The organism is Microbacterium hydrocarbonoxydans (assembly GCF_011752045.1).
Lineage (GTDB): Bacteria > Actinomycetota > Actinomycetes > Actinomycetales > Microbacteriaceae > Microbacterium.
The window spans coordinates 1,243,517-1,257,259 of the sequence record NZ_JAAKXW010000001.1 but is presented as its reverse complement, the minus strand read 5'-3'; the positions used below and the strand labels follow the sequence as shown (position 1 = coordinate 1,257,259).

At 71.6% G+C, this 13,743-nt stretch carries 11 protein-coding genes; 3 read left to right on the top strand and 8 right to left on the bottom strand.

Features of this window, described 5'->3' with window-relative positions; translation table 11 throughout:
• Positions 1-27: 27 nt before the first annotated feature.
• From paaZ to pdhA, 8 genes are all read right to left on the bottom strand, one after another.
• A complete protein-coding gene (gene paaZ / locus G6G98_RS05950; RefSeq protein WP_164233243.1) occupies positions 28-2,097 on the bottom strand; it encodes a phenylacetic acid degradation bifunctional protein PaaZ in 2,070 nt (689 codons plus the stop codon).
• The gene (locus G6G98_RS05945; RefSeq protein WP_164233245.1) at positions 2,094-2,954 is read right to left on the bottom strand and encodes a 3-hydroxyacyl-CoA dehydrogenase family protein; all 861 of its coding nucleotides are present in this window, start codon (positions 2,952-2,954) and stop codon (positions 2,094-2,096) included. Before G6G98_RS05945 ends, paaZ begins: the two co-directional genes overlap by 4 nt.
• The gene (locus G6G98_RS05940) at positions 2,951-3,721 is read right to left on the bottom strand and encodes an enoyl-CoA hydratase/isomerase family protein (protein ID WP_164233247.1); all 771 of its coding nucleotides are present in this window, start codon (positions 3,719-3,721) and stop codon (positions 2,951-2,953) included. The genes G6G98_RS05945 and G6G98_RS05940 overlap by 4 nt, the downstream gene beginning before the upstream one ends.
• Complete coding sequence (locus tag G6G98_RS05935; protein ID WP_164233249.1) at positions 3,721-4,905, bottom strand: thiolase family protein; 1,185 nt, start codon at positions 4,903-4,905, stop codon at positions 3,721-3,723. Before G6G98_RS05935 ends, G6G98_RS05940 begins: the two co-directional genes overlap by 1 nt.
• Positions 4,906-5,030: 125 nt before the next feature.
• Positions 5,031-6,350 carry an MFS transporter gene (locus G6G98_RS05930; protein ID WP_164233251.1) on the bottom strand — a complete coding sequence of 440 codons (1,320 nt, stop codon included), beginning with the start codon at positions 6,348-6,350 and terminating at the stop codon, positions 5,031-5,033.
• A 118-nt stretch (positions 6,351-6,468) separates the two neighbouring features.
• A complete protein-coding gene (locus G6G98_RS05925; RefSeq protein WP_164233253.1) occupies positions 6,469-7,974 on the bottom strand; it encodes a dihydrolipoamide acetyltransferase family protein in 1,506 nt (501 codons plus the stop codon).
• Positions 7,971-8,999 (bottom strand): alpha-ketoacid dehydrogenase subunit beta, encoded by a 1,029-nt coding sequence (locus tag G6G98_RS05920; protein ID WP_164233255.1) that lies wholly within the window; start codon positions 8,997-8,999, stop codon positions 7,971-7,973. Before G6G98_RS05920 ends, G6G98_RS05925 begins: the two co-directional genes overlap by 4 nt.
• Complete coding sequence (pdhA, locus tag G6G98_RS05915) at positions 8,996-10,099, bottom strand: pyruvate dehydrogenase (acetyl-transferring) E1 component subunit alpha (protein WP_164233256.1); 1,104 nt, start codon at positions 10,097-10,099, stop codon at positions 8,996-8,998. Before pdhA ends, G6G98_RS05920 begins: the two co-directional genes overlap by 4 nt.
• Positions 10,100-10,251: 152 nt before the next feature.
• Here pdhA and G6G98_RS05910 point away from each other — a divergent pair, with 152 nt between their 5' ends.
• From G6G98_RS05910 to G6G98_RS05900, 3 genes are all read left to right on the top strand, one after another.
• Entirely contained in the window at positions 10,252-10,689 is a 438-nt protein-coding gene (locus G6G98_RS05910) for an Lrp/AsnC family transcriptional regulator (RefSeq protein WP_164233258.1), read from the top strand.
• 131 nt (positions 10,690-10,820) lie between these two features.
• A complete protein-coding gene (locus G6G98_RS05905; protein ID WP_208321429.1) occupies positions 10,821-12,260 on the top strand; it encodes an aldehyde dehydrogenase family protein in 1,440 nt (479 codons plus the stop codon).
• A gap of 3 nt (positions 12,261-12,263) precedes the next feature.
• The gene (locus G6G98_RS05900; protein WP_164233260.1) at positions 12,264-13,742 is read left to right on the top strand and encodes a GMC family oxidoreductase; all 1,479 of its coding nucleotides are present in this window, start codon (positions 12,264-12,266) and stop codon (positions 13,740-13,742) included.
• Position 13,743: the final 1 nt, after the last annotated feature.

The window sequence follows — 13,743 nt, the reverse complement described above, 5'->3', positions numbered from 1 at the left end:
CCCCGACGACACCACGACGGCCTCACCTCAGGCCGCGGCCGGCTCCTTCGCGACGAGGGTGAGCACGTCGTAGGTGGCGACGGTCTCGTCGTTCTGGTTGCGGATGACGGCGTCCCAGCGCACCTCGCCGTACTCGTCGGTCTCGCGCGGCGTGATCTGCTTCGCCGTGAGCTCGACGCGGATCTCGTCGCCGGGGGACACCGGGGTGACGAACCGGAGGTTCTCCAGGCCGTAGTTCGCGAGCACCGGACCAGGTTCGGGATCGACGAACAGGCCGGCGGCCCAGGACACGAGGAGGTATCCGTGCGCCACCCGGCCGGGGAAGAACGGGTTCGCCGCGGCCGACTCCTCGTCCATGTGCGCGTAGAACGTGTCGCCCGTGAAGTGCGCGAACGTCTCGATGTCGTCCAGGGTGACCTCGCGCGAACCGGAGACGACCTGGTCGCCGATCCGCAGCTCGGCGAGCGACTTGCGGAACGGATGCCGTCCGCCGCTGTTCGACGCGGCGCCGGTGTGCCAGACGCCGGTGAGCGCCGTGAGCATCTCGGGGGAGCCCTGCACCGCGGTGCGCTGCATGTGGTGCAGCACCGCCCGGATGCCGCCCAGCTCCTCGCCGCCGCCGGCGCGGCCGGGGCCGCCGTGCACGAGGTTCGGCAGCGGCGATCCGTGCCCGGTCGACGAGCGGGCGTCGTCGCGGTCGAGCAGCAGCATCCGTCCGTTGAACGGGGCGATGCGCGTCGCGAGCTCCACTGCCTGCGCGGGGTCGTGCGTGGCGAGGCTGGTGACGAGGGAGCCGCCGCCTCGGGCGACGAGCGCTGCGGCCTCTGCGGTGGTGTCGTACGTCAGCAGCGACGACACGGGGCCGAAGGCCTCGACGTCGTGCACGGCATCCGTCTGCGCGTCTGCGAAGCGCAGCAGCACGGGGGAGACGAAGGCGCCCTCGGGGGCCACGGCCGTCGTGCCGTCGGCGAGCCGCACCTCGGGGGCGTCGGTGGTGCCGATGACGACCTCTCCGCCGGCCTCCTGCAGTCGTCGCACCTGGCGGAGCACCTCGTCGCGCTGCGCGGTCGACGCGAGCGGACCCATCGTCACGCCCTCGGCGCGCGGATCTCCCAGTACCGTCTTCTCGGCGATCCGCGCCCGCACCGCCGCGATCACGGCGTCAGCCGAGGCGGTCGGCACGATCGCGCGGCGGATCGCCGTGCACTTCTGGCCGGCCTTCGTCGTCATCTCGGTGACGAGCTGGCGGACGTAGGCGTCGAACTCGGGCGTGCCTTCGACGGCGTCCGTGCCGAGCACCGAGGCGTTGATCGAGTCGGTCTCGGCGGTGAACCGCACGCCGCCGGTCTGCACGGCCGGATGGGCCTTCAGGCTCTCGGCGGTCGAGGCGCTGCCGGTGAAGCCGACGAGATCGCCGAGCCGCAGGTGCGCGAAGAGGTCGGGCACGCTGCCGCTCACCAGCTGCAGCGAGCCGTCGGGGAGGAGTCCGGATTCGACGAGGATCCGCACCATCGCCTCGGCCAGGTAGCCGGTGGGAGTGGCAGGCTTCACGAGCGTCGGCATCCCGGCGAGGAACGCGGGCGCGAACTTCTCCAGCGAGCCCCAGACGGGGAAGTTGAACGCGTTGATCTGCACCGCGACGCCGGGGAGCGTCGTGTAGACGTGTCGTCCCAGGAAGGAGCCGTCCTTGGACAGCGGCTCGACCGGGCCGTCGACGTGCACGGTGCTGTTCGGCAGCTCGCGGCGTCCCTTCCCCGAGTACGAGAACAGCACGCCGATGCCTCCGTCTATGTCTACCCAGGAGTCGATCTTCGTGGCTCCGGTGCGCGAGGACAGCGCGTACAGCTCCTCCTTGCGCTCGGTGAGCGCGAGCGCGAACTGCTTGAGGAGCACCGCGCGCTGGTGGAAGGTCAAAGCGGCGAGGCTCGCGTTCCCGGTCGTGCGCGCGTACTGGAGGGCGCCGGCGAGATCGAGGCCCTCGGCCGATACCCGCGCGACGACCTCGCCTGTGGAGGCGTCGCGGACCTCGGTCGCTCCGGTGCCGGCGGACGGCACCCACCATCCGCCCTGGACGTAGCTCGGCAGGTAGTCGGTCATCTCTCCTCGTTCCAGACGTAGAACCCTTCGCCGCTCTTGCGGCCCAGCTTTCCTTCGGCGACCAGGCGGCGCAGCAGCGCCGGCGGCTCGAACCGCGGCCCCAGCTCACGCGCCAGCTCCTCGGCGATCCCCAGTCGCACGTCGAGCCCGACGACGTCGGTGGTGCGCAGCGGACCCATCGGATGCCGGTACCCCAGCGTCATCGCAGCGTCGATGTCGGCGGCCGATGCGACCCCCTCCTCGAGCATCCGGATGGCCTCGAGCCCGAGCATGACGCCGAGTCGTGATGAGGCGAACCCGGCGGAGTCCCGCACGACGATCGGCGTCTTGCCGAGGGCGGAGACCCAGCCGCGGGCGGCCTCGGTGACGGCTGCCTCGGTGGCGTCGCCGTGCACGATCTCGACCAGCGCCGATGCGGGCACCGGGTTGAAGAAGTGCAGGCCGAGGAATCGCCAGGGGCGCAGCCGCGTCGAGGCGAGGTCGTCGATCGAGATCGACGAGGTGTTGCTCGCCAGCGTCGCATGCGTCGGCATCGCCGCCTCAGCGCGTGACAGCGACTGCTCCTTGAGGTCCCGGTCCTCGGGAACGGCCTCGATCACGAGGTCGCGATCGCCGAAGGCGGTGACGGCGGTGCCGGTCGTCAGGCGCGCGCGCAGCGCAGTCTCGTCGAGGGCGGGATCGCGCTCGACGGAGCGGCGGATGCTCTCGCGGATGCGCTCGGCGGCAGCGTCCGCACTCGCCTGGTCGCGCTCGACGACGGTCACGTCCGAACCGGCGAGGAGGAAGGCATGGGCGATTCCTGCCCCCATCCGCCCGCCGCCCAGCACGCCGACGCGCTCCGGGGCCTTCTCGGTCATGGTTCCGTCCTCGCTTCGTCTCGTTCTGCGCGCCGGTCGCGGCGCTCCAGGAACTCGGTCATCCGCCGGAACTTCTCAGGGCTCTCGAACAGCTCGGCCTGCGCCTCAAGATCGACCGCCGGATGCCGGTCGCGCGGGGCGCGGAACACCCTCTTCGTCGCGATGGTCGCCGCACGGTCGTTGCGGGCGATGCGGTCGGCGATCTCGTGCGCGGCGGGCAGCAGCCGATCGGGCTCGTGGATCGCCGACACCAGGCCGATGCGCAGCGCCTCCTCGGCATCCACCGTGCGTCCGGTGAGCAGCAGCTCGATGGCCCTGGCGTCGCCGACGATCTCCTTGAGCCGCCAGCTCGCGCCTGCGGCGGCGAGGATGCCGAGGCCCGTCTCGGGGTTTCCCATGGCGAGCGAAGGCGTGCCGATGCGGATGTCCGCGGCGTAGGCGAGCTCCGCGCCGCCGCCGAGGGCGTAGCCGTCGATCGCGGCGATCACGGGCATCGGCAGCTCGGCGATCCGGACGAAGGCGTTCGCGTTGATGCCGCGCAGCGCGTCGGCGGCCCGGCGCTCCCGCAGCTGGGCGATGTCGGCCCCGGCGGCGAACACACCGGACGAACCGGCGAGGATGAGGGTTCGCGGCGTCTCCTCGAGCTCGGCGCACAGGTCGTGGAGCGCGTCGATCGTGGCCTGATCGATCGCGTTGCGCTTCTCGGGCCGGTTCAGGACCGCGACGACGCGGTCGTCGGCCCGCTCGATGAGCAGAGGCCCGCCCATCACACCCGCTCCAGGATCATCGCCGTCCCCTGTCCGACCCCGACGCACATCGTGGCGAGGCCGTAACGGGAGCCCTCGCGCTCCATGCGCCCCAGGAGCGTGACCAGGAGGCGGGACCCGGAGGAGCCGAGCGGGTGCCCGAGGGCGATCGCCCCGCCGTCGGCGTTCACGCGGGACTCGTCGAGCCCGAGCCGGCGGATGCAGGCGATCGACTGCGTCGCGAAGGCCTCGTTGAGCTCGATCGAGCCGATGTCGTCGATGCGGAGACCCGAGCGGCGCAGCGCCTTCTGGGTCGCGGGGACCGGGCCCAGGCCCATGACCTCCGGGGCGACGCCGGCGCTCGTGCCGGTCACGATGCGCGCGCGGGGGGTGAGGCCGTGGCGCGCCACGGCCTCGGCGCTCGCGACGAGGATGGCGGAGGAGCCGTCGTTCAGCGCGCTGGAGTTCCCGGCAGTCACCACCTCACCGCCGGGCACCACGGGCCGCAGCCGGGCGAGCGCCTCCGGCGTCGTCTCCGGGCGGGGCCCCTCGTCGACCAGGAAGTCTCCCGCGGGGAGCGGGACGCCGACGATCTCGGCGGCGAAGCGACCGGCCTCGATCGCGGCCGCCGCGCGCTGCTGCGATCGCACCGCGAAGGCATCCGCCTCCTCACGGGTGATGCCGTCGACGCGGGCGACCTCCTCGGCGGTCTCCGGCATCGAGAAGGTCGCCTTGTCGCGGGCGACGAGGCGAGGGTTCGGGAAGCGCCAGCCGATGGACGTGTCGAAGGCCGCTCCCGGCTTCGCCCACGCCTTCTCGGGCTTCGCCTGCACCCACGGCGCTCTGGTCATCGACTCGACGCCGCCGGCGACGATGAGGTCGGCGTCGCCGGCCCTGATCGCCTGGGCGGCCATCGCGACGGCGGACATGCCGGAGGCGCACAGCCGGTTGACGGTGATGCCGGGCACCTCGTCGGGGAGGCCCGCGAGCAGGACCGCCATTCTGGCGACGTTGCGGTTGTCCTCCCCGGCCTGGTTCGCGGCGCCGAGGATCACCTCGTCGAGCGTGGCCGGATCGATGCCGGCGCGCCGCACGGCCTCGCCCACGACGAGGGCCGCGAGGTCGTCGGGCCGGACCGATGCCAGCGCTCCGCCGTAGCGTCCGACGGCGGTGCGCACTCCTCCGACGAGGTAGGCCTCGGTCATGCGGATCTCCTGACTGCGGTGTCGTGATCGGGCGGTCGTCCCCGTCCTTGAGCGGAATTACTGAACGATCGTAAGGTAATTATGGCACAGGCCCGGCCCGCAGAGCAGACCGGGCCCGTGTCGGCTCAGGTGAACAGATCCACACCCTTCGTCTCCTTGACGAGAGAGACGCCGATGAGGGAGATCACCGACGCGATCGCGATGTACACGCCGATCGTCCAGGATGCATGGAAGTTCTCCATCAGCGCCGAGGCGATCGTCGGCGCGAACGCGCCGCCGAGGATGGCGCCGAGCGCGTAGCCGATCGAGACGCCGGAGTAGCGCACGTTCGCGGGGAACATCTCCGCGTACAGCGCGGCCTGCGGGCCGTAGGAGAGACCCAGCGCGAAGGTCATCACGAACAGCGCGACGAAGTACCAGACGATGTTCGCGCTGTCGATGAGGAACCACATCGGGATCGCCCAGACGGCGAGCGCGACATACCCGATCTGGAAGGTGCGGATGCGGCCGAGGCGGTCGGAGAGGTGGCCGCCCCAGAGCGTGAACGTGAGCCAGCCGAATGAGGCGAGCGTCGTGGCCAGCAGGACCGTCGGCCGGTCCATGCCCAGCGCCGTGACCGCGTAGGTGGCGAAGAAGGCGATCAGCAGGTAGCCGGCGGCGTTGTTGGCGATGAAGATCACCGCCGTGAGGATGACCTCCTTCGTGTTGTGCTTGAACAGCTGGCCCAGGGGTGCGGACGACTCCTGCCGGCGGCGCTGCAGGTCTTCGAAGACCGGGCTCTCGTCGACGGCGCGGCGGATCAGGTAGCCGACGCCGATGAGCACGATCGACAGGAGGAACGGCACGCGCCAGCCCCATGCGGCGAACGCCTCCGGCGACATCGAGCTGGTGAGCACCCACAGCGTGAACGTCGCGAGGATCATGCCGATCGGCACGCCGATCTGCGGGAATGCCCCGAACAGGCCGCGGCGCGCGGTGGGGGCGTGCTCGACCGCCATGAGTGCGGCCCCGCCCCACTCGCCGCCGGCCGAGAAGCCCTGCAGGATGCGCAGCACGATCAGCAGGATCGGCGCCGCGGCGCCGATCGCCGCGTACGTCGGCAGCACGCCGATCAGTGCCGTGGACAGGCCCATGAGGATGAGCGTGAAGACCAGCATCCTCTTGCGTCCGAGCTTGTCGCCGAGGTGTCCGGCGACGATCGCGCCCAGCGGGCGGAACAGGAAGGAGATGCCGATCGTGGCGAACGAGAGCACCTGGGCGAGGCCGGGGCTCGCGTCGGCCACCGGTGCGAGGAAGAGGGGCGCGAGGACGAGTCCGGCGGCCTGCGCGTAGATGAAGAAGTCGTACCACTCGATGGAGGTGCCGACGAGGGTGCTGGCCAGCACCCGTCGTTCTTCGGTGGGCATGCGTCCTGTCGGAGCGATGCCGGGGTTCGTTGACGTCATGAGAGAACTCCGTTGTTCTGCGGTCCCGGGTGCCGTCGGCGGGCACCGGCGGCATTTATGACCGAATGGTCGGTCAGTAATCGGGAGCGTAGCGCACCGGAACCGGGAAGTGAAGGGATCACACCCGGCCGAAGGCGCGGAGCGGATGCTCGATGAGCTCGATGACCCGGCGCAGGAAGCTCGCGGCGTAGCCCCCGTCGCAGACCCGGTGGTCGAAGACGAGCGAGAGCTGCGCGATCCGGCGGGCGACGATCTGACCGTCGACCACCCACGGGCGCTCGATGATCCGCCCGATGCCCAGGATCGCGACGTCGGGGTGGTTGATGATCGCCGCGGAGCCGTCGACGCCGAAGCCGCCGTAGTTGTTCAGGGTGAAGGTCGATCCGCGCAGCCGCTCCGGCGGCATCGCGCCGGCCCTGGCCGTCGCGGCGAGCTCGCGCAGCGTCGTGTCGAGCTCGGCGGCGGTGAGCTTCTGGGCGGCGGGGATCACGGGCACCATGAGCCCGCGCGGGGTGTCCGCGGCGATGCCCAGGTTCACCCCGTCGAACTCGATGATCTCGGAGGCATCGGCACTGAGACGGGAGGCGAGCAGCGGATGCTCCTCCAGCGCGATCAGCACGAAGCGGGCGATCAGCGCGGTGATCGACGGGGCTCGATCACCCTCCGCGGCCATGTCGCGGCGTGCCTCCCACAGTGCGGTCGCGTCGACGTCGACCCACACGGTCGCCTCGGGGATCTCGGCGCGGCTGCGGCTCATGGTGGCGTTCGCCGCCTTGCGCAGCGGGCTCATCCGGGTGCGGCTGCGCACGGCGAGGCCGTCGATCTCGCCGGCATCCGACGTCTGCGAGGCCGCGGTCATCTGCGCGGCAGCGGCCGTCGACGAGGCCGGGCCGGATGCCGCCGCCGAGGCGGCGCCGACGCCGTCGACCGCGTGGTCGACCGCGGCGCGGAGCACGTCGGCGCGCGTGATCGCTCCGTCGGATCCGGTGCCGGTGAGGGTGTGCACGTCGAGACCGAGGTCGCGGGCGAGCCGGCGCACCAGCGGGGAGCGCACGGCGACGGTGCGCCGGGGGGCGGCATCCGCCACGATCGCGAGGCTCTCGGACGGCCCGGCCGGCTTCGACAGCGGCGTGTCCTCGCGGACCGGCGCGGCCGGCTTGCCCGCCGGGCGGCGACGGCGCCCGCCGGAACCGCGCTCCGTGGTGCCGTAGCCGATGAGCACGTTGCCGGAGCCGGCGCGCTCCTCAGTGCGGTACGCCTCGTGCTCTGCATCTGCCCGAGGCTCCGCCGAAACCCCCTGCTCTCGGCGAGACCCCTGGCTGTGCGCGTCGGCAGCCGGGGGTGTCTGCGGCAGAACGGGGTCTCGACGTCCCGCAGGGTCGGCGACCTCGAGCACAGGGGCGCCGACGTCGATCGTGTCCCCGGGCTCGCCGTGGAGCGCCGTGACGACGCCGGCGTAGGGGGAGGGGAGCTCGACGACGCTCTTGGCCGTCTCGACCTCGGCGATCGCCTGGTCGACGACGATCGTGTCGCCGACCGCGACGAGCCACTGCACGAGACCGGCCTCGGTGAGACCCTCGCCGAGGTCAGGCAGCCTGAACACCTGCGTGGTGAGCGTGCTCATGCCTCGTCCTCCCAGTGCAGCGAGTCGACGGCGTCGAGGACGCGGTCCACATCGGGCAGGTACCAGTGCTCGAGCTTCGGCGGCGCGTACGGGGTGTCGAAGCCGGTGACGCGGCGCACCGGCGCCTCGAGGTATTCGAAGCAGCGCTCGAAGACGCGTGCCTGGATCTCCGAGGCGACGCTCACGTAGCCAGGCGCCTCGGCGATGACGACGGCGCGGCCGGTCGCGCGCACCGCGGCGGTGACCGTCGCGTCGTCGAACGGGGACAGCGAGCGCACATCGATGACCTGCAGGCTGCGCCCCTCCGCCGCGGCGGCCTCTGCGGCCTCGATGGCGAGCGGCACGGACGAGCCGTAGGCGATCAGCGTCGCGTCGGTGCCCTCGCGGGCGATCCGCGCGGTGCCGAGCTCGGCCGTGACGGACGTGTCGACTTCGCCCTTCGACCAGTACAGCTTCTTCGGCTCGAGGAAGACCACCGGGTCGGGTGAGGCGATCGCGGCGCGCAGCAGCGAGTACGCATCCTGCGGTGTGGACGGGCTGACGACGGTGAGCCCAGGAGTGTGCGCGTAGTACGCCTCGGACGAGTCGCAGTGGTGCTCGACCCCGCCGATGCCGCCGCCGAACGGGATGCGGATCACGATCGGCATCCGCAGGGCGCCCCTGGTGCGGTTGCCGAGCTTGGCGACGTGACTGACGATCTGCTCGAAGGCGGGCAGGGCGAACGCGTCGAACTGCAGCTCGACGACCGGGCGCATGCCGTTCATCGCCATCCCGACCGCGGTGCCGACGATGCCGGACTCGGCCAGCGGGGTGTCGAAGCAGCGGTCCTCGCCGAATCGCGCGGCGAGTCCGTCGGTGATGCGGAACACGCCGCCGAGGGCGCCGACATCCTCGCCGAACACGACGACGTCATCGTCGGCCTGGAGGGCGTCGGCGAGGGCGAGATTCAGGGCGGCGGCCATGCTCATGGTCGCGACCGTGGCGGGCGTCTCGTGCAGGCGCAGGTCGTCGTGCGCGATGGTCATCGTGCGCCTCCGGGGGTCTCGGCGGGGGTCCGTTCGATCTCGTCCCGCAGCAGCTCCCACTGCTCCGCGAGCTGCGGCGAGCGGGTCTCGGTCACGAAGCGGAACAGGTCCTCGGGATCGAGCTCGGCGTCGGTGTTCAGCGCTGCGCGCATGGCCGCCGCGATCTCCTCCGCGCCGGCCGCGAACTCCGCCTCCCGCTCGTCATCGAGGGCGCCCGCGGCGGTGAGGTGCGCGCGCAGCCGGAGCAGCGGGTCGCGCGCCGCCCAGGCCTGCACCTCCGAGCGCTCGCGGTAGCGCGTGTCGTCGTCGGCGTTCGTGTGCGCCTGCATCCGGTAGGTATGCGCCTCGACGAGCGACGGGCCGCCCCCCGACCGTGCCCGCTCGACCGCCTCGCCGAGCACCGCGAGCACGGCGGCGACGTCGTTGCCGTCGACCCGCTGCCCCGGCATCCCGTAGCCGATCGCCTTGTGCGCGAGCGAGGGGGCGGCCGTCTGCCGCGAGAGCGGCACGGAGATCGCGAACTCGTTGTTCTGGATGAGGAAGACGACGGGGACATGGAAGACCGCGGCGAAGTTCATCGCCTCGTGGAAGTCGCCCTCGCTCGTCGCGCCGTCGCCGCACAGGGCGAGGGCGACGGTGTCCTCGCCGCGCTTCTTCGCGGCGTACGCGAATCCGACCGCGTGCAGCAGCTGGGTGGCGAGCGGGGTCGTCTGCGGAGCGACCCGGTGCGCGCGCACGTCGTAGCCGGAGTGCCAGTCGCCCTTGAGGAGCACGAGCGCATCGGCCGGCGCGACACCCCGGCCGATGACGGCGACCGAGTCGCGATACGTCGGGAACAGCCAGTCGTCGTCGCGGAGGGCGAGAGAGGCGCCCACCTGGCAGGCCTCCTGTCCGTGCGAGGAGGGGTAGACGGCGAGCCGTCCCTGACGGACGAGCGCGCCGGCCTGGTCGTTGATCCGGCGGCCCTCGACGAGACCGCGGTAGGCGCGAAGCAGGGTGGCCGCGTCCGGCATCGGGTAGCGCTCGTCTGCGACGGCGGCGCCCTCGGCGTCGATCAGCTGCACCGCGGTGTCGCGCGGCAGCATCTCCGTGTTCTGCATCCGTTCGCCCTCCTTGCCGAACTCGATGAGGACAGCATGCCTCCGTGTGCGACAGACGTCCAAGAACTATCGGCGAATCATGGATGAATGGCATCTCATTGCCAGCATGAGTTTCGAAGTGTCAGAATTCGTTGACAGAACGAAGGGGTTCCATGACGACGCTCGACGCCACAGACCACGCCATCCTCGAAGAGCTCCGGCGCGACGCGAGGACCTCGATGACGGCGATCGCGGACGCCGTCCACATCTCGCGCGCCGGTGCCCATGCGCGCATCAAGCGCCTCACGGATGCCGGCGTCATCACCGGCTACTCGGTGCGCACCGACCCGGTGCTGCTCGGCCATCACGCCAGCGCCTACGTGATGCTCGCGATCGAGCAGGCGACCTGGCAGGAGGTGAGCGATCGCCTGCGCGCCATCCCCGAGATCGAGCACATGGCCCTCGTCGGCGGCGACTTCGACGTCATCCTCCTCGTCCGGGCCAGCGACGCCCGAGACCTCCGTCGCATCGTCCTGGAGGACATCCAGGCGATCCCGTCGATCCGCTCGACCCGCACGACGCTCATCTTCGAGGACTTCACCAGGATCTGAGCGGCGCATCCTTCGCACTCGGACATCACCGTCGCGCTCCGCGACAAGCGCGGCGGCGCGCGGCGAACGACAATGAGGGGGAGGCCGGGGCGCGCGTCCCGGGTCAGCGTCCCGCTCGAAGGAGAGTCCCGATGTCCGAATCCGCCGCTTCCGCAGCCGCCGCGCTGCTCGACCGCATCCAGGCGCCCGAGGGTGCAGGCCGCGAGATCCCGGATGCCGCGACCCGCGAGGTCATCGGCCGGGCTCCCGTGCATTCGGTCGCCGACCTCGACGACGCCATCGCCAGGGCCAAGGCCGCGCAGCCCGCGTGGGAGGCCCTCGGGCACGAGAAGCGCATCGAGCTGCTGCTCGCCGCGGCCGACGCGATCGACGCGAACGCCGAAGGGCTCGCGTATCTGCTCTCCCGTGAGCAGGGCAAGCCGCTGAACGGGCCGAACGCGCGCTTCGAGCTGGGCGCCTGCTCCGCCTGGCTGCGCACGAACGCCGCCACCGTGCTCGAGCCGCAGGTGCTCGTCGACGACGAGACGCTGCACGCCGAGCTCGTCTACAAGGCCGCAGGCGTCGTCGGGGCGATCGGCCCGTGGAACTGGCCGCTGATGATCACGATCTGGCAGATCGGTCCCTCGCTGCGGATGGGCAACACCGTCGTCGCGAAGCCCAGCGAGTACACGCCGCTGAGCGTCCTGGCCATGCTCGCCGTGATCAACGACGTGCTGCCGGCCGACGTGCTCATCGGGATCTCCGGCGACCGTGAGGTCGGTGCGCGCCTCGCGTCGCACCCGGACGTCGACAAGATCATGTTCACCGGCTCGACGGCCACCGGCCGCCGCATCATCGAGAGCTCGGCGGGCAACCTCGCGCGCCTCACCCTGGAGCTCGGCGGCAACGACGCCGGCATCGTGCTCCCCGGCACGGACGCCGCGGCGATCGCGCAGGACCTCTTCTGGGGCGCCTTCATCAACACCGGTCAGACCTGCGCGGCGATGAAGCGCCTCTACGTGCACGACTCGGTCTACGACGACGTCGTGGACGCGCTCGCCGAGATCGCGGCATCCGTCCCGATCGGCAACGGGCTCGACGAGAACAACGTCCTCGGCCCGCTGCAGAACAAGGCCCAGTTCGACATCGTCTCCCGCCTCGTCGAGGACGCGAAGGCCTCCGGCGCCCGCGTGGTGACCGGTGGCGAGAGCGCCCCCGAGCTCGGCGAGCTGTTCTACCGCCCGACGATCGTCGCCGACATCGACAACGACGCCGCCCTCGTGCAGGAGGAGCAGTTCGGCCCCGCCCTGCCGGTCATCCGCTACTCCGACGTCGACGAGGCCTTCGCCTGGGCGAACGCCGTCGACGTGGGCCTCGGCGCCTCGGTGTGGTCGAGCGACCCCGACGCCGCACGCGACGCCGCGACGCGCATGCAGTCCGGCACGGTGTGGATCAACTCGCACGGCGGGCTGCACCCGATGGTGCCGTTCGGCGGCGTGAAGAGCTCGGGCTACGGCCTCGAATTCGGCGTCGAGGGACTCAAGTCCGTCGCCGTCACCCAGGTCGTCTCCGGCCCCGGCCGGAAGGGCTGAGCCGTGCGGTCGGCGATCGTCGTCGGCGCAGGCACGTCGGGGGCGATCGTCGCCCGGCGGCTCGCCGACGCGGGCGTCGCCGTCACGCTCATCGAGGCGGGCGGCTACGACACCAATCCGGCCATCCACGACCCCTCGCGCGCGGGGGAGCTGTGGCACTCCGCAGACGACTGGGACTTCTTCACCGCGCCTCAGGAGCACGCCGCCGGACGGCGGCTGCACCTGCCCCGCGGAAAGGTCACCGGCGGCTCCCACGCGCTGAACGCGATGATCTGGGTGCGCGGCGCGGCCTCCGACTACGACGGCTGGGAGCGGGACGGCGCTACCGGCTGGGGCTGGGCGGACGTCGAGCCCGTCTATGAGGCGATCGAGAACGATCTGCTGCCCGTGACCGACGACTACCCGCTGTCGCCCGTGCAGGCCTCGATCATCGAGGCCGCCGTGCAGGAGGGGCTTCCGCACAACCCGGACTACAACGGCGGCACGCTCGACGGCGTCTCGCAGCAGCAGGTGACGATCCGCGACGGGCGCAGGGTGAACACCTGGATGGCGTACGCGCAGCCGGTCGCCGACCGGCTCACGATCCTCACCGGCCGCGAGGTGCACTCGGTGATCATCGAGGACGGTCGCGCGCGCGGCGTGCGTCTCGGAGAAGGCGACGAGGCAGAGGACGTCCTCGCCGACGAGGTGATCCTGTCGGCCGGGGCGATCGGATCCCCGGTGATCCTGCTGCGATCGGGCATCGGCCCGGCTGCGGAGCTGGAGACCCTCGGCATCCCGGTCGTCCAGGATGCTCCGGGCGTGGGGAAGAACCTGCACGACCACCTGCTCTCCCCGGTGATCTTCACGACGTCACAGGAGGTGGGCCCGCCCACGCCCGGCGTCTCGGTGACGCAGACGCACCTGTTCTGGCGCAGCCGGCCGGAGCTCGACGAGCCCGACACGCAGCCGATCCACTTCTCGGTGCCGATGTGGGGCGAGCTCGAGCCGCGCGGCGACGACGGCTTCACGCTGATGGCGGGCCTGGTCACACCGCACAGCCGTGGCGCGCTCACGCTCTCCGGTGCCGGGCTCGACGATCAGCCGCTGATCGACCTGGCTGCCCTGGCCGATGAGCGCGACGTCGCCTCGCTCGCGGCATCCGTCCGTCAGTGCCGCCGGATCGGCGCGCAGCCCGCCCTCGCGGGGGAGTGGGGCGCGACCGAGGTGTACCCGGGCCCCGAGGTGGCGGATGCCGACGTCGAGGACTGGGTGCGCCGCACCGCGATCACGTATCACCACCAGGTCGGCACCTGCCGGATGGGGACGGATGCGGACGCCGTGGTCGATCCGCGGCTGCGCGTCCGCGGCATCGAGGGGCTCCGCGTGATCGACGCCTCGGTCATGCCGACAGTCCCGACCGGGAACACCAACGCGCCGGCGGCGATGATCGGCGAGCGGGGCGCCCGGTTCCTGATCGAGGATCGTGACGGCGTCCGATGAA